The sequence below is a fragment of the Metapseudomonas resinovorans DSM 21078 genome (genome assembly GCF_000423545.1).
Taxonomy (GTDB): Bacteria; Pseudomonadota; Gammaproteobacteria; order Pseudomonadales; family Pseudomonadaceae; genus Metapseudomonas; species Metapseudomonas resinovorans.
This window is the reverse complement of sequence record NZ_AUIE01000005.1, coordinates 56,456-78,081: the sequence shown is the minus strand read 5'-3', so window position 1 is coordinate 78,081 and position 21,626 is coordinate 56,456. Positions and strand designations below refer to the sequence as shown.

Genomic DNA, 21,626 nt, shown 5'->3' with positions numbered 1-21,626 from the left:
TCGATTGCCCCTTTCCCGAACCAGAAACGCTACAATCGCGCCCTTTTTGCGCTACGTGCGCCCCAAGCTCAGGATTCCACCGTGATCTCCACCGCAAATATCACCATGCAGTTCGGCGCCAAGCCGCTGTTCGAGAACGTTTCCGTCAAGTTCGGCAGCGGCAACCGCTACGGCCTGATCGGTGCCAATGGCTGCGGCAAGTCGACCTTCATGAAGATTCTCGGCAGCGACCTGGAGCCTTCCGGCGGCCAGGTGATGCTGGAACCCAACGTGCGTCTGGGCAAGCTGCGCCAGGATCAGTTCGCCTACGAGAACTTCAGCGTGATCGACACCGTGATCATGGGCCACGAAGAGCTCTGGAAGGTGAAGGCCGAGCGTGATCGCATCTACTCGCTGCCGGAAATGAGCGAAGAAGACGGCATGGCCGTGGCTGAGCTGGAGACCGAGTTCGCCGAAATGGACGGCTACACCGCCGAGTCCCGCGCCGGCGAGCTGCTGCTCGGGCTGGGCATCCCGCTGAACCAGCACTTCGGCCCGATGAGCGAGGTCGCCCCCGGCTGGAAGCTGCGCGTACTGCTGGCCCAGGCGTTGTTCTCGGACCCGGACGTACTGCTGCTGGACGAGCCGACCAACCACCTGGACATCAACACCATCCGCTGGCTGGAAAACATCCTCACGGCGCGTAACAGCACCATGATCATCATTTCCCACGACCGCCACTTCCTGAACAGCGTATGCACCCACATGGCGGACCTGGACTACGGCGAACTGCGCCTGTTCCCGGGCAACTACGACGAGTACATGACCGCTGCGACCCAGTCGCGCGAGCAGCTGCTGGCCGATAACGCGAAGAAGAAGGCGCAGATCGCCGAACTGCAGACCTTCGTCAGCCGCTTCTCCGCCAACGCCTCGAAAGCCAAGCAGGCGACCTCGCGCGCCAAGCAGATCGACAAGATCCAACTGGCCGAGGTCAAGCCGTCCAGCCGCGTCAGCCCCTTCATCCGCTTCGACCAGCACAAGAAGCTGCACCGCCAGGCGGTGACCGTGGAGAAACTGGCCAAGGGCTTCGAAGGCAAGCAACTGTTCAAGGGCCTGGACCTGCAGATCGAAGCGGGCGAGCGCGTCGCCATCATCGGCCCCAACGGCATCGGCAAGACCACTCTGCTGCGCACTCTGGTCGGCGAGATGACTCCGGACAGTGGCGCTGTGAAATGGACCGAAAGCGCGGACCTGGGCTACTACGCCCAGGACCATGCCCATGATTTCGAAGACGACGTCACCCTGTTCGACTGGATGGGCCAGTGGACCCAGGGCGGCGAGCAACTGGTGCGCGGCACCCTCGGCCGCATGCTGTTCTCCAACGACGAGATCCTCAAGTCGGTGAAGGTGATCTCCGGTGGTGAACAGGGCCGCATGCTGTTCGGCAAGTTGATCCTGAAGAAGCCCAACGTGCTGGTAATGGACGAACCCACCAACCACCTGGACATGGAATCCATCGAGGCGCTCAACCTGGCGCTGGAGAACTACCCGGGCACCTTGATCTTCGTCAGCCACGACCGCGAGTTCGTCGGCTCCCTGGCCACTCGCATCATCGAGCTGTCGGAGAACGGTGTGACCGACTTCAGCGGCACTTATGACGACTACCTGCGTAGCCAGGGTGTGATTGTCTGATCCCTTCCAGGATGAAGGCCGTATCTGTAGAAGGGGCGAATTCATTCGCCAAGGGCGGCGAAGCTGCCCCCTTCGGCATTGCAGGCCGAACCTGCGGTCCGGTTGGCGATTGAAATCGCCCCTACAGGTAAAGCGGACATTGCCGCTTGAGATTGCTCACTCACTGCAAACGACAAAGCCCCGCGTGCGGGGCTTTGTGTTTTCCGGCTAGCGGAATCAGGCGGCGGTGAACAGCTCGCCGATCTGCGCCTTGGCGGTACTGAAGGCGTTGGCACGAGGCTCTTCGCCGTAGGCCAGGCCTTCTGCGCGGACAATCTCGATGTCGGTCACGCCGAGGAAGTTCAGCACCAGCTTCAGGTAGTCCTCGTGAGCCTGGCCGCTGGCCTGGCCGGCGTGGATGCCGCCTGCGGTGGAAACGATCACCACTTTCTTGCCACCCGCCAGGCCTTCCGGGCCGTTTTCGGTGTAGTGGAAGGTCTTGCCGGCGACGGCGATGCGGTCGATCCAGGCCTTGAGCTGGGTCGGGATGGTGAAGTTGTACATCGGCGCACCGATGACGATGGCATCGGCGGCGAGGAATTCGTTCAGGGTGGACTCACCCAACTCGGCTTCGTGCTTCTGCGCAGCATCACGCAGTTCGGACGGGGTACCGCCAGCAACCAGGCTCAGGGCCGACAGGTGGCTGATGGCGTCACTGGCCAGGTCACGGTAGGTAACCTGGGCGTTCGGCTCGGCGGCTTCCCAGGCGGCGACGACGTCACGGCTCAGTTGGCGGGAGGCGGAGGCGTCGCCGAGGATGCTGGAATCGAGGTGCAGGAGTTTCATGGATGGTTACCCTCAGTTGGGCGACCGGCGACGGCCGATCGGATTGGGGGCAATCCTATCCATGTCGACAAACGCTGATTAGCCAGCGATTTTGTGATTGAGCGTCCCACTCATAGGACGAAACTACCTTTCCACGCCGCGCCAGCCCGCGAATGGTGGGCCGATGACGCCAGGCCCACCTGCAAGAGCGCCCCGGTAGAGGCGGACTCATTCGCGACTGCTGCTCAATCCTGCGAAGTGGCACCAATCTTATGTACCGACAGGTCGGCGCCGTAGTATTCCTCTTCCTGGCTAAGGCGGATGCCAACAGTGGACCTCAGCAAGCCATAGACCACGAAGCCGCCCACCAGCGCGACCAGCACACCCAGGCCGGTGCCGATCAGTTGGCTGACGAAGCTGACGCCACCCAGGCCACCCAACGCCTCCTGGCCGAAGATGCCGCAGGCGATGCCGCCCCAGACGCCGCAAAGGCCGTGCAGCGGCCAAACGCCGAGCACGTCGTCGATTTTCCACTTGACCTGGGTGGCGGTGAACGCCCAGACGAACAGGCCACCGGCCGCCGCGCCAGTCACCAGTGCTCCAACCGGATGCATCAGGTCGGAGCCGGCGCAGATCGCGACCAGACCGGCGAGTGGTCCGTTGTGCAGGAAGCCCGGGTCGTTGCGGCCCACCAGCAGTGCGGCGACGGTGCCGCCGACCATGGCCATCAACGAGTTCACCGCCACCAGGCCACTGACGCCCTGCAGGGTCTGCGCACTCATCACATTGAAGCCAAACCAACCGACGATGAGGATCCAGGAGCCCAGCGCCAGGAAGGGAATGTTCGACGGAGCGAACGCCACCAGGCGGCCTTCGCGGTAGCGCCCGTTGCGGTGCCCCAGCAACAGCACCGCGCCGAAGGCCAGCCAGCCGCCCACGGCGTGCACCACCACCGAACCGGCGAAGTCATGGAAGCTGGCGCCAAAGCTGTTCTTCAGCCAGTCCTGCAGGCCGAAGTTGCCGTTCCAGATCAGACCTTCGAAGAAGGGATAAATGAAGGCGACGATCAGCAGCGTGGCGCACAGCTGCGGGTAGAACCGGGCGCGCTCGGCAATACCGCCGGAGATGATGGCGGGAATGGCCGCGGCGAAGGTCAGCAGGAAGAAGAACTTCACCAGGGCATAACCGTGGTCGGCGGCGAGTGCACTGGCCGGTTCCAGGAAGGTCACGCCATAGGCGATCCAGTAACCGATGAAGAAATAGGCCAGGGTGGAAACGGCGAAGTCGGAGAGGATCTTCGACAAGGCGTTGACCTGGTTCTTCTGGCGCACCGTGCCGACTTCAAGGAAGGCGAAGCCAGCATGCATGGCCAGCACCATGACGGCGCCCATCAGGATGAACAGGGTGTTGGAACCGTGGATCAGGGTCTCCACGGCGCTGTTGAGGTTTTCCATTGGCGAAGACAACTCCGGCAGTAAGGAAAAAGCACCAATGCAGTTCATGAACGACTTCCAGCGCACCATCCTGAGGCCACGCCGCACCGCAAAGGATCGAATCCGGTTCCCGAATTGGTGCAGGCAGGCCAGCGCAAGAATTATCTAGAACGGCGTTTCTTTTTGATTTTCATTAGGTTGCGAGTGGATTACGCGTCTCGACAGGCCATCCAGGGCGCCCCGATCCAGCGCATCTCGCCACAACCGCGCACCAGCGCGATGCAAGCGCTATACCAGCAGCACCAAAGAAAATTCCGCGTGAACCTTGGGCGAAGGCACCTACTCTTAGGGTTTGAGTCCTACAAGGAGAATCGCCATGCCCCGTAAGACCGCCGCCCGCGCCCAGGACGACCTGTTGGCCGACTTCCAGACCCTGGTCAACGACACCGAGAAGCTCCTGCAAGACACCGCCAGCCTGGCTGGCGAGCAGGCCGATGAATTGCGCGTGCAGATCCACGAAAGCCTGAAGCGCGCCCGCGACACCCTTCGCGACACCGAGCAGAACCTGCGTGAACGTGGCCAGGCTGCCGTCCAGGCCACCGAAGACTATGTCCAGGAACATCCCTGGCAGAGCGTCGGCCTCGCCGCCGGCATCGGTTTCCTGCTCGGCCTGCTGGCCGCCCGGCGCTGATCATGAGCGACGAAGCCCCTTCCGCCCAGGAGGCGGGACGCGGTCCCTCGCCCAGACGCCTCAGCGCCTCGCTGCTCGGCCTGCTGCACAGCCATGTGGAGTTGTTCGGCATTGAACTGCAGGAGCAAAAAGCCAACAGCCTCTATCTGCTGCTGTTCGGCGGGCTCACGCTGATCTTCGCCATGCTGCTGCTGATCGGACTGTCCGGCCTGATACTGGCGCTGCTCTGGGACAACTGGCGCTTCGAGGCCCTCACCGGCCTCTGCGCCTTCTACCTGATCGCAACGCTTTACTGCGGTGTGCGCCTGAGGGCGGCAGTGGATAGCGACGAGTCGCCCTTCAGCGCGACCCTCGAAGAACTGGCCCGTGACCGGGAGCGCCTGTTGCCATGAACCCGCCGGAACTGCCCCGCAACGCCACCCGTCGCGACATGCGCAAGGCGCTGGTGCGCCTGCGCCTGGAAATGCAGCGCCAGGAACTGCGCCACGAGTCCCTTCTGCTGACCCAGCCACTGCGGCAGGCTCGGGACTTCACCCGTAAGCTGGACATTCCCCACGCCCCACTTTGGGGCATTGCAGCGGTTGCAGCGCTGGGCTTTCTCGCCGCGAACAAAGGCAGCCTGAGCCGCGGCTTGCGCCTGGGCAGTGCGCTCTTCCCCCTGCTGCAGGCCCTGTTGAGAAGCCCTCCACGGGACGGTCCCGGCTGACATCCCCCGGCTGGAAGGCAACTGGCCACATTCTTGCTACAGATGAGCGGTCCATTGCACCAGGCATGGGCACCAACGTGCGCCGCGCGCATTCCCATGGCCTTCCACCTAAGGAGTCAACGTGATCGATGGGCAACCGCTCGCCTGCTTCCAGCCCTTCATCGATACCGCTACGGGGCTGATCGCTGGCGTCGAGGCCCTGGGCCGGCTGCGCCAGCCAGACGGCACGTTGCAATCGGTAGGCCCGCTGTTCCTTGATTCGAGAGTGTCGCCGACGGCCCTGCGCCGACTCGACCGGCAATTGCGCGAAGATGCCCTGCGGCGCCTGCATGAAGCTCCCTCGGAATGGTTCCTCAGCCTGAACATCTCCCCGCGCTGGATCAGTCGCCTGCGTCCGGGGCAGACCCTGCCCAGCCTCAAGCAACTGCAACGCTTTGGCGTACCCGCCGAACGCATCGTCTTCGAAATCACCGAACTGGGCGGCGCCAGCCAGCGCCTGGCAGATGTGGTCGCGCGTTACCGCGAGGCCGGGGCGCGGATTGCCATCGACGACTTCGGCGCCGGCTATTCCCAGCTCGACCGGGTGCTGGCCCTGCAACCGGACATCCTCAAGCTCGACATGCGCCTGTTCCAGGCCGCAGCCCGCGGCGGACCCAGCGGCGAAGTGGTGAAGGCCCTCGCGCAGATGGCCGAGAAAACCGGTTGCTGGATCATCGCCGAGGGGGTGGAGACCGAAGCCGAACTGGATTTTGCCCTGGAGTGCGGGGCCCGCTACGTGCAGGGGTACCTGTTCGCCGAACCCCGCCTGGAGTTCTTTGAAACCGATGCCTTCGTACAGCGGTTCGCCCTCCTGCGCGACCGTTACGTACAGAGCAAGCTGGCCGAACGGGCGCGGCTGATGACGTTGCGCCGCAGTCTCAACCAGTTGATGTCGCGGTTGCGCGCCTGGGCTGAAAGCGGCGCGCCAACGTCGAGCCTGGTCAGCCCGGAGGACTATCCCTGGCTGCTGCGCATCTATCAGTGCGACCGCAACGGTACGCAGATCACACCCAATCTGCATTGGGGGCCGGGCGGCTGGCAGGAAGATGCGAGCTACCGGGGTCACAACTGGTCCTGGCGCCCCTACTTCTATCAACTGCTGGCCGAGGGCTGGGAAGAACGCCGCCTGACGCTGTCCACGACCTACCGCGATGCCACCACCAACCAGTACTGCCTGACTGCCGGACAGTTCATCGACAACGGTCGCCGCCTGCTGCTGGTGGATATCGACGCCGCCGGTCTGGCAATGGGCTGAGTCGTGCGCGAACGCTTGGGTTAGAGTAGGGTCTTCAGCCACTGAACGGCGAGGACAGGCCTTGGACTGGCAGACTCTGCTTACCCGCGAACGCCTTGGCAAACCGGTGCACAGCGCCGATGAGCTGGGCCGCAGCCCCTTCCATAAAGACCACGACCGCATCATTTTCTCCGGCGCCTTCCGCCGCCTCGGGCGCAAGACCCAGGTGCATCCGGTCTCCAGCAATGACCACATTCACACGCGCCTTACGCACTCCCTCGAAGTGAGCTGCGTCGGGCGCTCGCTGGGCATGCGGGTCGGTGAAACCCTGCGCGATGTGCTGCCGAACTGGTGTGAGCCCTCGGACTTGGGCGTCATCGTCCAGTCGGCCTGCCTGGCGCACGACATCGGCAACCCGCCCTTCGGCCATTCAGGCGAAGACGCGATCCGCCATTGGTTCGAACAGGCCGCCGCGCGGGGCTGGCTGGACGCCATGAGCCCAGTGGAGCGGGCCGACTTCCTCAGCTTCGAGGGCAACGCCCAGGGGCTGCGGGTGCTGACCCAGTTGGAATACCACCAGTTCGATGGCGGCATGCGTCTGACCTACGCCACCCTCGGCACTTACCTGAAGTATCCCTGGACCTCGCGCCATGCCGAGGCGCTGGGCTACAAGAAGCACAAATTCGGTTGCTACCAGAGCGAGCTGCCGCTGCTGGAGCAGATCGCCGCCAAGCTGGAGCTGCCGCGCATCGACGAGCACCGCTGGGCACGGCATCCGCTGGTGTACCTGATGGAAGCTGCGGACGACATCTGCTACGGCCTGATCGACCTGGAAGACGGCCTGGAGATGGAGCTACTGGAGTACGCGGAAGTCGAGGCGCTGTTGCTTGGCCTGGTTGGCGACGACCTGCCGGAGACCTACCGCCAGCTCGGCCCCAAGGACTCCCGCCGACGCAAACTGGCCATCCTGCGGGGCAAAGCCATCGAGCACCTGACCAACGCTGCCGCCCGTGCCTTTGTCGAGCAACACGACGCGCTGCTGGCCGGCACGCTGCAAGGCGACCTGGTGGAACACATGCACGGCCCGGCCAAGCGCTGCGTGCTGCGGGCCAAGGCCATTGCCCGTGAGAAGATCTTCCAGGACAAGCGCAAGACGCTCCATGAGATCGGTGCCTACACCACCCTGGAAATCCTCCTCAACGCCTTCTGCGGAGCCGCTCTGGAGCAGCACGGCGGGCGCACGCCGTCGTTCAAGCATCGGCGCATCCTCGACCTGCTCGGCAACAACGCCCCTGACCCCGACTGGCCGCTTTACCGGGCATTCGTCCGGGTGATCGACTTCATCGCCGGAATGACCGACAGCTACGCTACCGAAATGGCCCGAGAGATGACCGGCCGCTCCAGCCCGACCTGACCCAGCGCCTACAGGAGTCGCGTTGATGCGTACCTTGTTCAGAAGAAGCCTGCGCTGGCACGCCGGCCCACCCGCCTGGGGCGCCGCGCTGATGGCCGGGATGGGCTGCGGCCTTCCGCTGATGCTGGGCCTGTTCACGAGTCACAGCGGCTTCCTCTGGGCAGCCACAGGAGCCTTCCAGGCTGCCCTGGCGAATCCTTACCATCGCCTCGGCATGCTGCGTATGAGCCTGCTCACTGGCCTGGGTGCCATCTTTTCTGGTTTGGGCTTCTGGGCGGCCAGCCATCCACTCCTGAGCCTGGCCAGTTTCGCCTTCATGGGACTGCTGTTGGCCGTGTTGCAACGCTACGGCACGGAGCTCGGCAAGCTGGGAGTAGGGCTTGCGGCATGCTTGTGCCTGGGTCAGGGCCAGGCAGGGCTCGGCAACTTGCACAATGGACTGGCGGTGGGGGCACTGTTTGCCATTGGCGGCCTCTGGGTGATGCTGCTTGCCTTCGCCTTGCGAGCCTCACAGGGAATGCGGCTGTGGCCGCTGATGCCGCGCCTGGGCAACTTCGCGCGGGTGATGCGTCGCCATGCCCAGCGCCTGCCCCAGCGCCTTTGGCTGATCCATGCCCTGGCCTGCAGCGCGGCCGGTGCCTTCGCTGGTCTGGCGGTCAACCTGTCCGGACTGCCGCGGGGCTATTGGCTGACGCTGACGGTGATGACCACTATCCAGATGGACCTCAATGGAAGCCTGGAACGTGGCATCCAGCGCTGCCTGGGAAGCCTTGTAGGCGCGCTGGTTCTGATCGGCGTGGGAAGCTGGCTGCAGAGCCCTACCCTGCTGGTAGCCTGCATGTTGCCGCTGATCGTGCTCAGCCGGGCTTTTATCGCCCAGCACTATGGACTGTTCGTGGTGCAGACCACCGTGTGCTTCGTGCTGCTGGCCGAGAGCCTGTCCCTTGACTGGCACCTGCCTGTGCTGCGTCTTTACAACACGCTGCTGGGGGCCGGACTGGCGCTATTGGTCGCTTATCTGGCTCACCGCGCTCGCTTGCGCTGGGGGACACGGTCACCGCAAATGGAAGCGGTGCGTCAGAGCGATTAGTGCCCGACGTCAGTCGAGCAGGTGCTGCTCCAGTTCTCCCTGCAGGTTTCCCAGGCTTCGCCACACTGCTTCGGCCCGTTGCGCCAGTTCGGAACCTTCGGCTCCCCTGTCGTGGGCCTCGCCAAACGCGATGCAATGGGCCAACAACGGCTGGGCGTTGATCAACTCCACTGCGCCCTTGATCTTGTGCACCAGGCGCTCCAGGTCATCCCAACGCCCCGCCTTCAGGAAGCTTTCCATCTCCGCAGCATCAGCCTCATTGGCCTGATGCAACACACTCAGCAGCATGCGGGCCGCTTCGGGTGAGCCGCCGGCGGTGCGATCCAGCAAGCTCAGATCGAGGCAGACCGATTGGTCGTCTTCCTGGATCTCGGGGGCCGTGGTCGGAGGAACCAGGCGCTGCAGGTAACGCTGCAGACCCTCCAGGCCGATGGGCTTGAACAGGCAGTCGTCCATGCCCGCCTCACGACAGCGCATCCGCTCCTCTGCCTGGGCATTGGCAGTGAGACCAACGATCAGGCCGGGGTGCGCACCCCGCTCGCACTCCTGTTCACGGATACGCCGGGCCAGCTCGTAGCCATCCATCACCGGCATGTTGCAATCGGTGATCACCAGATCGAACGCTGACTCCATCCAGATGCGCAGGGCCTCCTCGCCATTCTCGGCCTGCTCGCCCAGTTGCCCGAGGAGTTCCAGTTGTTGCACCAGCATCATCCGATTGACCGGGTGATCGTCCACTACCAGCACGCGCAAGCATCCTGGCGGCAGCTCCCGGACTTCGGGCTGCTCCGCAACGGGTGGCAAAGGCTTCAGCCGCGGCAGGCGCAAGCTCACCGATATCCGCGTACCGACACGCAGTTCACTGTGCATCTCCAGACGGCCATCCATCATGTCCACCAGCCGCCGACAGATGCTCAGCCCCAGGCCGGTGCCCCCTCGCCCCACACTCATGTTGCCGGCAAGCTGCGTGAAGGGCTGGAACAGGCGTTTCTGATCGGCTTCAGCGATACCGATTCCGCTGTCCTCCACCAGGATGGTCAGCAGCAGGTGCTCTTCGCCGTCGCGCCGGGCCCGCAGGTGGACTCGAACCGTGCCGCGGTCGGTGAACTTGATGGCATTGCTGATGAGGTTGGACAGGATCTGCTTGAAGCTGGAGGGGTCCACCATCACGTCGTCCTGATCGGGCAGGTCCAGATCGAGCGAGAGCCGAAGGCCCTTCTGCCATGCCAATCCTTCGAAGACCCGTACGACCGACTCCGTCAGCGCGCGGGGCGCCTCTCGACGCGGCTCCAGGACCATGCGTCCGGACTCGATCTTGGCGATGTCGAGGATGTCGCCGATCAGCGCCAGCAGGGAATCGGCTGAATCCCGCGCCACCAGGATTGCCTCCCGGTCCAGGCGCTCACGCTTGAGGGCCAGTTCGAGCATGCCGATGATGGCGTTCAACGGGGTGCGGATTTCATGGCTCATGGTGGCGAGGAAACGGCTTTTTGCGACATTCGCCGATTCGGCCTGCTCCTTGGCCTGGCGCAGTTCGTCCATCAGCCGATTGCGTTCGGTGATATCGACCCAACCACAAATCAGCCCACGGATGTCTTGCTGGGCATTGCGGTAGGGAATGGCCCAGTAGGAAACCTCGAGCGTGCAATCCCACAAGTGCAGTTGCTGATCGCTGAACAGCGCCTCCCCCTGTTCCAGGGCCCGTCGGTTCAGTCCCTCCAACGCGTCCAGGGTATCGATCCGCAGCCCTTTCACATCGGTCAGGCGTCGACCGATCAGGGCCGCGCGCGGCACCCCAATGGCGTCGACGTAGCTGCGATTGCAGGTAATGGTCCGGCCATCAAGGCCCCGAACCGACAGCGGAAAGGGAATTCCATCGATCAGGGAACGCTTGAAGGCCAACTGGTCACTCAGGCGCCGCTCCTCTCGCGCACGTCGCGACACCTGACGGCGCAGGTACAGCGCCCAGCCGGCAAACACCAGCGCCAGCAACAGCAGGGCGAAGCCCACCTGGTAAAGCCGTGCCCGGTACTCGACCCAGGTGCTTTCGGATTCCTCAGCATCGGTGTACCAGCGGTTGATGATCGTGCCCAGCTCGTCCGGGGAGATGGACAGCAGGGCCTTTTCGAGAATGCTCTGCAGCTCGGGCGCATTGCGCGACACGGCAAATGAGAAACGGCCCGGGTCCCGCCCAATGGTATCGGCAATGCGCAAGTTGCCCGGGAAGTAGCGATTGATCAGGAAAGTCGAAGACGCCATCGCATGCAACGCCGCATCGACCTTGCCTTCAGCCACGCTGGCAAGGGCCTGCATGCCCGTTTCCACTTCGATCACCGCCACCCCGGGATAATGCTGCCGGATGTACGCGCTCAGGGAGTGCCCGGCCGGGATCGCCAGGGTTCGTCCACCGAGCTGGTTCAGCCCCTGCGGCTCAGTGTCGGACATGCGAACCACCAGCACGCTGCTGGTGCTGAAATAAGGTCGGGTGAAGCTCAGGTACTGGTTCCGCTCGGGCGTGAAGAACAGCGTGGCGGCCATTTCGGCCCGCCCTTCACGCAGATCGGCGAGCATCCCTCTGGCCGAAGGTCTGCTGCTGACTTCGAACTCCAGGCCGGTCCGTTGTCGAATCAGGTCCAGAAGGTCCGGCACTATCCCGCGAAAACGGCCTTTGGCATTGAAGAAGGTCAAGGGTTCGAATGTGCCATCCACCACCAGCCGGGCCGGGCCATGCTGCTCCAGCCAACGAAGTTCGCGCTGGGTGAGCTGGGGCCGGAGATTGTCCAGGAACATTCCCACACCACCTCCCCAGCGCTTCAGGATGCTGGCCTTCTCCGTTTCGGGAATGGCTTGGATCGCGCTATCGAAAATGCGCCTGAGACGCTCGTTGCCCTCGGCCAATGAAAAGCAGACGCCCACCCCATCGAAGCCGGCGAAGTTGGTCATGCGCAGATTGATGAGGTAGCCCTGCCTGATCAGGTAGTTGGCGGCCACGGCGTCGCCGATGAATACGTCGCTCTGGTCGAAAGCCACCGATTGCAGGGCACTGCGCACCGATCCGAACTTGATGGGGCGGGCGTCGGGGTAGAGCTTGTGGATCAGCTCACGACTTGGCCCCTCCGGGGAGTAGGCAAGCCGCAGCCCCTTTAGGTTTCCGGTGGCGGCACGACGATCGTCTATGCGCGTCACCATCACGGGCTGGTGCTGCATGTAGGGCATCGTCTGGATCAGTCCGGGGCTGGCAGCATCTCCCTCTACACTATTGCCCAGTACATCGACCTCGCCCCTGCGCAGTGCATCACGGGCCGCTTGGCGGTCCGTAAAGCGCAGGACCTTGATCTCGACGCCAAGTGACTGGGTGATAAGGCGCAGGAAGTCAGCTGTCACCCCCTCATAGTCCTGGCCGCTGGCGGTTATGTCGAACGGGGGGAAATCAGGCTCGCTGGTACCCACTCGCAACGTGCCCTTCTGCTGCAGCCAGCGCTTGTCCGCCTCGTCCAGCGGCGCTTGCAGGTCTCGCCCCAGAGAGCGGCCCAGCAGTTCCAGCGAGAGGGGGCTTTCGCCAAGGCAGACCGACGGCAGCAGCGAGCCTCCGAGCAGGAGGCAGGCAAGCATGGCGAATAGGCGCATGGGAGTGATCAGACCAGTGCGTTGCGGTTGGCGAACTCCACCAATTCGATCAGGGAGCGGGCGTTGAGCTTGAGCAACAGGCGCGTCTTGTAGGTGCTGACAGTCTTGTTGCTGATGAACATCTCTTCAGCGATGTCCTTGTTGCTGTAGCCGTTGGCGAGGAACTTGAGCACCACCAGCTCCCGGTCGGAAAGACGGCCGATCATCTCGATCTCGTCGGGGAGGCCGACCTGACGCTTGCCTGACTTGATCACATCGCTGGGGAAGTAGCTGTAGCCAGAGAGCACCGCGCGCACCGCTGCCGTGACTTCGGCCAGGTCACCCTCCTTGCACACGAAACCTGCGGCACCGGCCTGCATGCAACGCGTGGCGTAGTGGTTGGGATTCTGGCCGGTGAGCACCAGCACCCGAAGGGGCAGATCCAGCGAATGCAGGCGAGCGATGACATCCAGCCCACCCAGCTTGGGAATTCCGATGTCGAGAATCACCATGTCCGGCTGATGCTCTCGTGCCAGGGCAATGGCATCCACGCCGTTGTCCGTCTCCGCCACGATTGCGTAGCCCTCTCGATCCAGCAACAGGCGCACGGCAAGACGAATCACTGGATGATCGTCGACGATCATGACCTTGTAGGCGGACTCGCTCCCCGGCTCGAGGAAATCGTCCAGATTGACCAGTTTGCTCACAGCATCGCTCCCTTGGCGCGGTTTGGTGGCTGCCAAGATAGAGAAGCTCAATGCACTGTCGACCCCGAAACAGGCCGCTCACCGCTTTCAGGACGCAACCTACTCCACCTTGGGTTCTGTCCTACATGCAGGAGCTGATTTCAACGGGAACCAAGGCTCGGTTCCGGGGAAGCGACCGTCATATCCATGAGCGGGCGTTCTCTCCGGAATGGCAGCTCGTTACCTTTTCCCAGCATCCTCGGCGCTGTCGCTGACATCCGCACTGACATGGCGATTTGCACGACGAGCGTCACAGGCCTCATCTATGCTCCTTTAGCCCTCAGGGAGAGGGGCTAAAGGAGCTGCCGCAATGCCGCAAAAGTTTGCTGAGCGTCGCTTTCCGCTGCACGTCCATATCAGCGCGCTGTTCACCTTGCTTCTGTTGCTCACTGGTGTGGTCCTGGGCCTTTTCAACTACCGCCAGACCAGCCAGATCATCCTTTCCAGCAGCGACGAGCTCTTCGGCCGCATCAGCCAGGCAGTGGAAACCGACCTGCAACGCACCTACCAGCCCATCCACCACCTGCTGAACCTGTTGGCCCTGAGCGGCTCGGACCAGCAGCAAGAGAGCGTCGACCGCCTGGGCATCCTGCTGCGCCCCCTGACGCAGGCGCTGAAGGACAACCCCAAGCTGGCATCGCTCTACCTGGGCTATGACGACGGCGACTTCTTCATGGTCCGCCCCCTGCGCAGCGAGGCCCTGAAGGAAACCTTCGATGCCCCGCCGAACGCTGCGTACCAGGTGTGGAGCATCGAGCGCGACAACCAGGCCAAAGCACGCTCGCTGACCTATTTCTTCGACGACCAGCTCAATCAGATCACCACCCGCGAGGAGCTCAACGAGCGCTACGATCCCCGCGGCCGGCCCTGGTATTACCGGGCCCTGGAGCAGGATGGACTGATCACCACCGCACCCTACGTGTTCTTCTCCAGTGGTGCGGTTGGCACAACCCTGGCGCGTCCCAGCGGCAGCGATGCCGTCATCGGCGCAGACCTGACCCTGGACGACCTGTCCGCTACCCTCGCCAACCACCGGGTCACCCCTTCCACCGAGGTGGTGCTGTACCAGCATGACGGTCGTGCAGTGGCCTACCCCGATACCAGCAGGTTGGTCAAACGGATCAACGGCGCGCCCACGTTAGGCGAGGTGAAGAACTTCAGCCCGCCGCTCGCCGCCCTGATCGGCCTCCCTGCGCGGGAAGAACTACGCACCAGCTTGGAAATCGACGGACGCCGCTGGGTCGTCGCCCGCCAGCACCTCAAGGAGGGAGGCCCCCAGGGCCTGCAACTGGCCATCCTGGTCCCGGAAGACGAACTGCTGGATGACGCTTACCGCATTCGCTGGCAAAGCGCGATGCTGACCCTGGCCATCCTGTTGCTGTGCATCCCGGTTGGCGTCCTGCTTTCGCGAATCGTGGTCAAGCCGCTGCGGGCGCTGGTGACCCAGGCCGAAGCCATCCGCAGTTTCAATTTCAGCCTGCCCGCCATGGGCCGCTCGCCGGTACTGGAAGTGGACCAACTGGCGGTGGCCATGGCGCGGATGAAAGACACCATTTCCAGCTTCCTCGAAATCGCCTCCAGCCTCTCGGCAGAAACCCGCTTCGACAACCTGCTGCGCCGCGTCCTCGACGAAACCATCGATATCAGCGAAGCATCCGGAGGCCTGATCTATCTGATAGACAACCAGAAGGGCCGCCTGGAACCCCATGCCCTGTTCCTTAATAACCAGGAACAGGACCTGGAAACCCACGGCATCCGTGGTTTCAGCCTGGAGAGCCCGGCCATGCCGCGCTGGCTGGATCTTCCGGCCCACGAGGGCCCCAGCCAGGTGTGCTCCTTCGGCTATGACCAGGCCGGCGCTTACCGCGACCTGCTGCAAACCCTCGAAAGCCCGCGAGTGCATCTGGTCAGCACCGGATTGCACAACCGCCAGGGCATCACCATCGGCGTGCTGGTCCTGCTACATCGCGATTCGGGCAATGAATCACGCCCCGCCATTCTCAGGCCGGAACGCATTGCGTTCGTTGAAGCCATCTCCGGCGTCGCCGCACTGTGCATCGAAAGTCAGCGCCTGCTGGAGAAGCAGAAACAACTGCTGGATGCCTTCATCCAATTGATGGCCGGCGCCATTGACGCCAAGAGTCCCTACACCGGCGGCCACTGCCAGCGGGTGCCGGAGATCACCCTGATGCTTGCCCGCGCTGCCGCCGCCAGCAATGAGCCGGCATTCCGCGAGTTCCAGCCCAGCGACGAGGAGTGGGAGGCGCTGCACATCGCGGCCTGGCTCCACGACTGCGGCAAGGTGACCACCCCGGAGTATGTGGTGGACAAGGCCACCAAGCTGGAAACCCTGAACGATCGTATCCATGAAATCCGCACCCGCTTCGAGGTACTCAAGCGCGACGCATGGGTGAACTACTGGAAGTCACTCGCCCAAGGCGCTGACGAGCATGAACAGGCGCAGCTTCGGGATACAGCCCTGGCCGCACTGGACGACGACTTCGCCTTTATCGCCCGCTGCAACCTGGGCGGGGAAGCCATGGCCGAGGCAGACCAGGAACGCCTGAAGCACATCGCCGCCCGCTCCTGGACCCGCACCCTGGACAATCGCCTGGGCGTGTCCTGGGAAGAGGCGCAGCGGCTGGCCCGCACGCCGCCGCCGTCGCTGCCAGTGGAGGAAAACCTGCTGGCCGACCGCCCGGACCACCTTTTCGAGCGCCCCGCCAGCGAGCTGATACCGCCCGATAACCCCTGGGGATTCAAGCTGCAGGTGCCCGAGTACAAGTTCAACCGTGGCGAGCTACATAACCTCTCGATCGGGCGCGGCACCCTGACCGACGAGGAGCGCTACATCATCAACCACCACATCGTGCAAACCATCCTGATGCTCAACCACCTGCCCTTCCCCGCCCACCTGGCGAACGTGGCGGAGATAGCCGGCGGGCACCACGAGAAGATGGACGGCACCGGCTACCCGAAACGCCTCACCCGCGACGAGATGAGCCTGCCGGCGCGGATGATGGCCATCGCCGACATCTTCGAAGCGCTTACGGCGGTAGACCGGCCCTACAAGAAGGGCAAGACGCTCTCCGAAGCCCTGGGAATCATGACCAACATGTGCCGCGGCGCCCACATCGACCCCGACCTGTTCGGCCTGTTCATCCGTTCCGGGGTGTACAAGGAATACGCCAGGCGCTTCCTCAAGCCGGAGCAGATCGACCAGGTGAATGAGGCGGATGTGCTGACCAAGGCCGGGTTGGCCTGATTTGAGTTCTGGCCAGAAATTCAGGGCGATATCGGGCACGCTTTAATCCACGGAGGGCGAAAGGCAGACCTGCGGCGTGCCTGGCGATTGAAATCGCCCCACAGGAACCGCAAAGCCCCTGGCCTATCAGCCAGGCACAAAAAAGGGCGCCCCAAGGCGCCCTTCTTCATTCCGAACCCCGTCAGGCGTTGACGGAATTTTCCGGATACCACACGTCCAGCAACGGGCTGACAGTGGAGCCGGCCAGTTCAGCGTGGCCCTTCTGCAGCCAGGCTTCGACCTGGGCGCGTTGTTCCGCAGTTACCGAGCCACGTTTGCCGAGGCAGACGAAGCCGTAGTCCTCGGAACCGATGAAGCCCAGGCCGTTGCCCTCGATCGCTTCGTCGATGAAACGCTCGAAGTACGCCGAAACCGCTTCCGGGTCCAGACCCTCCTTGTAGTTGAAGGTGAGCTCGAAACCCAGTTCCTTACTTTGACTATTTAGCATCCTTTGTCATTCTTTCCTGAGTGGCTCTGGAAAGAGCTTTTCAGACGGTCATATCAGCTCAATAAAAAATGACAATTATCAAAGACACTCGGTCCATCCGCTATCACCCTCTCACGGCAATCGACCCCGAAGTTGCGAATCTAATCATCCAGGGGGCTGCCGACCGCCAACAAGCCCTCGGCCACAAACGTTACCGGTTCCGCACTCCCGTGCAGCTGTTGGAGGCGTACTGCGACATTGCCGGACTGCGGATCACCATGGACACGCTCAGAAGCCCCGCCATTGAGGCAATCATGCAAGGCTTCTCCGCCGCGATGGCCGGTAATGCTCTAGCGCAGCTTTCGGTACAGCTGCGGGAAGCTGTTTGCCGGCATCTCTACAATTTGCTCGCCTCGGCAAGAACGCAGATTCCCGACGCCCACTCATTCTCTTGGAGCACTTCCCTATTCAAACCAGACGCAGTCGTGTGCGCGAAGCTTGCATCCGCTAGTGAATACAAGCGTTGGTACTGGGCAGGCTGGTCAATCCAATGCCCGCACCAAGCTGGCTTGTACCTGCGGCTCGGCCAGCTCGTAGCCCCTTATGGGCGCACGTTTGTAGAGGCCATCTTCGCGGAAGTTGAAAAGTACTACCGCGGCCGAACTGGCACATTTCGCACCGAATGGAACCACATGTTCGACTACCTAAGCGAACATCAAACCTTGTGGCCCCTGAGTACCTTCAAAACCGAAGCAGGCGTGAAAAGTTTCATGCACGCCTTCACGGTTGCTCACTTTACCAAGGCAAAAGACGCCCAGAAGGACGCAAAATCACAAATCAAAAATTGGAACAGGTTTGTAAACTCGGTAGAGGAATGCCTATGTAAAACAGGGGTATGGGCAAACCTCACCTCGCCAGTCAAGCGGCCGCCACCGTCAACCAAACATGGATCTGAAACCAAACTAAAAGAGCGCGAAGACGGGCTATTGGTCCAAGAGAAGTTACTTACGAACATTCCCCTTCACGTAACTGATTCCGAAGCAATTGACGTACTGTTCTTCCACATTAAGAACGACCTTTCCACTGTTCGTAGTTGGGCAACCCATCAGGCTGCAGACCTGAAATCCCGCCAAGCCCGTCGTGTCTCGCTAGCTGAGAATGGCAAACCAATCATCGAGTACCAAGGTAAAGATATCGCAAATCGGTACACCCTGGCAGACCTCTGCGCGACATTGGAGGACGCCAACTCTGAAGTGCCATCAAAGTTCCTTTGTAAAGTCCACTATCGGGTCACTGGAGAAATCTGCAGCGTTACAGATCTTGCCAACATTTACGGATTCCCTGTAACAGGAAGCTTGTTCCCGCTTCAGTGCTTGTTGGTGCTTGAGCATCCTGAAATCACGACCAAATTTCTAAAGAACTTCGAGCTTTACAACAAGCAAGGTCAATTGACCGGATTTGACGAAGAGAAACGCCTATTGACTGGATACAAAGATCGCAAGCAATCAGATAAGCGAGAGCAGGTAATTGAACTCAATGACACCTCTTTCGAAATAGTGAAGGACATCATCGAGATCACGAGCATTGGCCGGAGAAAGCTTCGCGCCCAAGAGAATGACAACTATCGCCAACTGTTTATCACCTCGGGCACAGCCATTTCCGTCTTTAATCGGGCCAGTGCAACCGTTTGGAATGAGAGCGTTTTTCGTAATACCGATTACTTGCGCGAAAAACTGATCGCACAATTCCGCCCCCACAGCGACCTACCACTTGACGAGTTGGTCGAGTTCATCAAAAAGGTGAGATTGACCAAAGTCCGAGTGTCTAGGGGAGTGGAAGTCTTCATTCAGACTAAAAGTAGCGAGGCCATGTCTAAGGCCCTCGGCCATGAACACTACTACCCAGACCTGCTCAGCCACTACCTTCCGGATGCGCTACTGGCATTCATCAAAGCTCGGTGGATCCGGATCTTTCAGAAAGCGCTCATCTGTGAAGCGATGAAGGATAGTCCGCACCTCCTTCAGGTGACCCGATTCAACACTATGGAGGAGTTGGATATCTTTTTGGATAGCCACCGAATCAGAGAAATGCCATCCCAGGCTTCCGATCCTGAGCGCACAGAACAGCGGGCAAGTACTGAGATCAGTGAAGCTGTGCTCTCTATCGGCGTGCCGTTCCTCGTTTCTCTGCTCTCACTTGAAGCAGCAGTCACGGGCTCCGCCGATCGGAACCGCGTATGCGGAAAAGCAGAATACTGGGCGTCGTTTGCAGATAAGATCAAGGCCGAAATCACCAACGGCTATAACCGCCTACTGAAAAAACACCTGAATGCTGCGCTAAAACAGGTCGACGCAAAAAAGATGGAGGCATTGATCTATGTCCCTGCTCACTGGGCGTGAATCAACCACCGGGTATGAGTTTCTCGATGATTTTGTGGCTAGAGAACTAGCGCCGCATACTACCGCGCCCTGGTTGCTTACTGACTTTCACAAGCATATCTGGGAAATCAAGACCATTCATAAAAAGCCATACGAACTCGATTGGAGAGTACGTCTTTGGGATGGCAGTCTATTGACTGACGCCCAGAATGAAACACTACTCCGATCGCTAAAGCACCTACTAATAATTGCCACGAACGGAGTCAACGAAGAGTTCTCCACGCTTGCGCCCGTGTCCCAGAATACACGACTTACATGCATGTTAAGAATCATTGATTACCTATTGATTCACGCTCAAAGTCTAGATCTTATCCAGTTCGGCCTTGGCGCATTGAACTCCGATGACTTGAAAGGAATACTCAACCATCTAGCCTCTTCCCCATGGCTTGAAGACTCCGTCTATTCATGGCATGAGCGCGCATCCGATTTCTGTAACACTCAACTTAGAAATCTCAGCGATAGCGAAGCTGAGGATCTTTTTGCCGAATATCCAAGTATGCTGGAGGTCAACGATGATGAATGTGAGAATCTCAAGCTCGATATCATCGCAACCGATATCCCGCGGATTCGTGCGGCGCTCATGAAAGCTAATCTGTATTACGGGAACCATCACCATGGCTTCAAGGTAAGTACAAAATCACTTTCGGAACGAATTTACCAAGACACGCTTTTTGGGAGAACCACATCGAAATCGGCTCTCGAAGTGCTAAATTTCTACCCAAACGAAACCAACTACAGGCGCGAGTATCCGGGGGTCAGAGTTACTACAGGCGAATCCGAGAGCCTTCGGGAGACCGCGTATTTTTATTGTCGCTACGCGCTCGTGAATAGCGCGGTACTCAAGACGTTAGGGTTGCCCGCCCCCGCAGATACCAACACCATCACAGAGTACACTCCAACACTCAACGAACCTTCCCGGTTCAGAAGCGTCCCATCGGGCAACCTGTTGCGACTATTCCGCTGCAGTATGGAGTTCCATGTCGAGCACGGGAGGATGATCCTCAACGGATTTATCAGAGTAGCAGCGCATTGCTACAGCCAGAACCTCCCAATTACCCAACTACCCGAGACAGACTTTTTGCGGATTATTGGCCCGGAGCTTGCTGGCTTTGGCGTCAAAAAGTTAGGACTTTCCAGCCACCGCAGAACCAAGAGAGGATCGACCCGAAAAGGCAACCGCGAGCAATACTACGAGCACCTGCGCGCCAACCAGGGACTGCTTGAATTGGTAAGCGTCTATCTGGGCAGCGTCCAGTTGGTCGTAGGGATGATCATGGCGCGGCGCATTGACGAGTTGGTCACTCTGGACGCCGCGAGATGCTTGGACAAAAGCAAATCATGGCTCGTTTTCAGCCTGGCCAAATCCACGCAAAAGGCCTTGGGGATTCGGCAGCGTGAGTCTCGGCCTATCGATGCCATTGCCGTCGAAATGATCGAGGAGCTGCGACGCTTTCAAAAGATACTCAAGCGCCTTGGAGTTATCGATGACCTGACCAGCCTTTTCGCAACCCCATGCTCGCTAGGATACAAGGGACTGCAGCCCTGCACACTGCACCTGTACAACCGCAATCTAAATCTCGCTTGTGACTATTTCGAAAGCGATCTCACCGCTGACGGGGAGCGCTACTACGTACGTCAGCACCAACTGCGCCGCTTTTTCGCCATCATGTTCTTCTACACCAATAGCTTCGGTGAATTGGATACCCTTCGCTGGATGCTTGGCCACCGCGACATCGAACACGTTTGGCACTACCTAACCGAGTGCCTCGAGCCTAAAGATCTCAGGGGAGCGGGCGCCCGTTATTTTGCTGACCTCGCCAAACACGAGCGGTTGGAAAATTACCAAAACTTGCAGGATTTGCTGTTTGCGGAATTTGGCACCACTAAATTTTCCTTGGTCGACGAGCAAAAAATAGAAGATTACCTTTCAGCGATGCTTGAAGAAGGGAAGGCGCGGATTGAGCCGCAATTCTTTAACGATGAAAATGGCAGATCCATGAATATCCTATTTATTGTCAGCTGA

General features: G+C 60.8%; 15 protein-coding genes. 10 read left to right on the top strand and 5 right to left on the bottom strand.

The genetic code is table 11. From position 1 onward, the window contains the following. Nucleotides 1-81 precede the first annotated feature (81 nt). The gene (locus tag G559_RS0104945) at nt 82-1,671 is read left to right on the top strand and encodes an ABC-F family ATPase (protein WP_028627182.1); all 1,590 of its coding nucleotides are present in this window, start codon (nt 82-84) and stop codon (nt 1,669-1,671) included. A gap of 216 nt (nt 1,672-1,887) precedes the next feature. Here G559_RS0104945 and G559_RS0104940 read toward each other — a convergent pair whose 3' ends face one another. Beyond that, nucleotides 1,888-2,496, bottom strand: coding sequence for an FMN-dependent NADH-azoreductase (locus G559_RS0104940; RefSeq protein ID WP_028627181.1), 609 nt, complete (start codon nt 2,494-2,496; stop codon nt 1,888-1,890). A gap of 224 nt (nt 2,497-2,720) precedes the next feature. Then, nucleotides 2,721-3,929: an ammonium transporter gene (locus G559_RS0104935; RefSeq protein ID WP_028627180.1), complete on the bottom strand. Its 1,209-nt coding sequence runs from the start codon at nt 3,927-3,929 to the stop codon at nt 2,721-2,723. A gap of 355 nt (nt 3,930-4,284) precedes the next feature. Here G559_RS0104935 and G559_RS0104925 point away from each other — a divergent pair, with 355 nt between their 5' ends. From G559_RS0104925 to G559_RS0104900, 6 genes are all read left to right on the top strand, one after another. Beyond that, the gene (locus tag G559_RS0104925; RefSeq protein ID WP_028627179.1) at nt 4,285-4,599 is read left to right on the top strand and encodes a DUF883 family protein; all 315 of its coding nucleotides are present in this window, start codon (nt 4,285-4,287) and stop codon (nt 4,597-4,599) included. Nucleotides 4,600-4,601: 2 nt separating this feature from the next. After that, nucleotides 4,602-4,991, top strand: coding sequence for a phage holin family protein (locus tag G559_RS0104920; protein ID WP_028627178.1), 390 nt, complete (start codon nt 4,602-4,604; stop codon nt 4,989-4,991). Continuing rightward, on the top strand, nt 4,988-5,305 hold the full coding sequence (locus G559_RS0104915) for a hypothetical protein (RefSeq protein ID WP_028627177.1): 318 nt from the start codon (nt 4,988-4,990) through the stop codon (nt 5,303-5,305). The genes G559_RS0104920 and G559_RS0104915 overlap by 4 nt, the downstream gene beginning before the upstream one ends. 121 nt (nt 5,306-5,426) lie before the next feature. Then, complete coding sequence (locus G559_RS0104910) at nt 5,427-6,599, top strand: EAL domain-containing protein (RefSeq protein ID WP_028627176.1); 1,173 nt, start codon at nt 5,427-5,429, stop codon at nt 6,597-6,599. Between the two features lie 61 nt (nt 6,600-6,660). Next, nucleotides 6,661-7,992: a deoxyguanosinetriphosphate triphosphohydrolase gene (locus tag G559_RS0104905; RefSeq protein WP_028627175.1), complete on the top strand. Its 1,332-nt coding sequence runs from the start codon at nt 6,661-6,663 to the stop codon at nt 7,990-7,992. A 25-nt stretch (nt 7,993-8,017) separates the two neighbouring features. Beyond that, nucleotides 8,018-9,082, top strand: coding sequence for an FUSC family protein (locus G559_RS0104900; protein ID WP_028627174.1), 1,065 nt, complete (start codon nt 8,018-8,020; stop codon nt 9,080-9,082). A 9-nt stretch (nt 9,083-9,091) separates the two neighbouring features. Here G559_RS0104900 and G559_RS28480 read toward each other — a convergent pair whose 3' ends face one another. Both G559_RS28480 and G559_RS0104890 read right to left on the bottom strand, forming a co-directional pair. Then, on the bottom strand, nt 9,092-12,709 hold the full coding sequence (locus G559_RS28480) for a transporter substrate-binding domain-containing protein (protein WP_036996914.1): 3,618 nt from the start codon (nt 12,707-12,709) through the stop codon (nt 9,092-9,094). 8 nt (nt 12,710-12,717) lie between these two features. Further along, nucleotides 12,718-13,332, bottom strand: coding sequence for a response regulator transcription factor (locus G559_RS0104890; protein ID WP_028627173.1), 615 nt, complete (start codon nt 13,330-13,332; stop codon nt 12,718-12,720). A 412-nt stretch (nt 13,333-13,744) separates the two neighbouring features. On the opposite strand from G559_RS0104890, the gene G559_RS0104880 reads away from it, so the two are divergent. After that, nucleotides 13,745-16,699, top strand: a complete 2,955-nt coding sequence (locus tag G559_RS0104880) for an HD domain-containing phosphohydrolase (RefSeq protein ID WP_028627172.1) — start codon at nt 13,745-13,747, stop codon at nt 16,697-16,699. Nucleotides 16,700-16,880: 181 nt separating this feature from the next. Here G559_RS0104880 and G559_RS28475 read toward each other — a convergent pair whose 3' ends face one another. Beyond that, nucleotides 16,881-17,186 carry a YggL family protein gene (locus G559_RS28475; protein WP_051246415.1) on the bottom strand — a complete coding sequence of 102 codons (306 nt, stop codon included), beginning with the start codon at nt 17,184-17,186 and terminating at the stop codon, nt 16,881-16,883. Nucleotides 17,187-17,254: 68 nt separating this feature from the next. Between G559_RS28475 and G559_RS0104870 the strand changes: the two genes are divergently transcribed. Beyond that, nucleotides 17,255-19,564, top strand: a complete 2,310-nt coding sequence (locus G559_RS0104870) for a hypothetical protein (protein ID WP_028627171.1) — start codon at nt 17,255-17,257, stop codon at nt 19,562-19,564. Beyond that, a complete protein-coding gene (locus G559_RS0104865) occupies nt 19,542-21,626 on the top strand; it encodes a hypothetical protein (RefSeq protein WP_028627170.1) in 2,085 nt (694 codons plus the stop codon). Before G559_RS0104870 ends, G559_RS0104865 begins: the two co-directional genes overlap by 23 nt.

Coding starts and splice junctions, on each gene's coding strand:
- G559_RS0104935 (WP_028627180.1), bottom strand. CDS start 3,929: ATGGAAAACCTCAACAGCGCCGTGGAGACCCTGATCCACGGTTCCAAC.
- G559_RS0104920 (WP_028627178.1), top strand. CDS start 4,602: ATGAGCGACGAAGCCCCTTCCGCCCAGGAGGCGGGACGCGGTCCCTCG.
- G559_RS0104880 (WP_028627172.1), top strand. CDS start 13,745: ATGCCGCAAAAGTTTGCTGAGCGTCGCTTTCCGCTGCACGTCCATATC.
- G559_RS28480 (WP_036996914.1), bottom strand. CDS start 12,709: ATGCGCCTATTCGCCATGCTTGCCTGCCTCCTGCTCGGAGGCTCGCTG.
- G559_RS0104915 (WP_028627177.1), top strand. CDS start 4,988: ATGAACCCGCCGGAACTGCCCCGCAACGCCACCCGTCGCGACATGCGC.
- G559_RS0104925 (WP_028627179.1), top strand. CDS start 4,285: ATGCCCCGTAAGACCGCCGCCCGCGCCCAGGACGACCTGTTGGCCGAC.
- G559_RS0104870 (WP_028627171.1), top strand. CDS start 17,255: ATGACAATTATCAAAGACACTCGGTCCATCCGCTATCACCCTCTCACG.
- G559_RS0104865 (WP_028627170.1), top strand. CDS start 19,542: ATGTCCCTGCTCACTGGGCGTGAATCAACCACCGGGTATGAGTTTCTC.
- G559_RS28475 (WP_051246415.1), bottom strand. CDS start 17,186: ATGCTAAATAGTCAAAGTAAGGAACTGGGTTTCGAGCTCACCTTCAAC.
- G559_RS0104900 (WP_028627174.1), top strand. CDS start 8,018: ATGCGTACCTTGTTCAGAAGAAGCCTGCGCTGGCACGCCGGCCCACCC.
- G559_RS0104890 (WP_028627173.1), bottom strand. CDS start 13,332: ATGATCGTCGACGATCATCCAGTGATTCGTCTTGCCGTGCGCCTGTTG.
- G559_RS0104940 (WP_028627181.1), bottom strand. CDS start 2,496: ATGAAACTCCTGCACCTCGATTCCAGCATCCTCGGCGACGCCTCCGCC.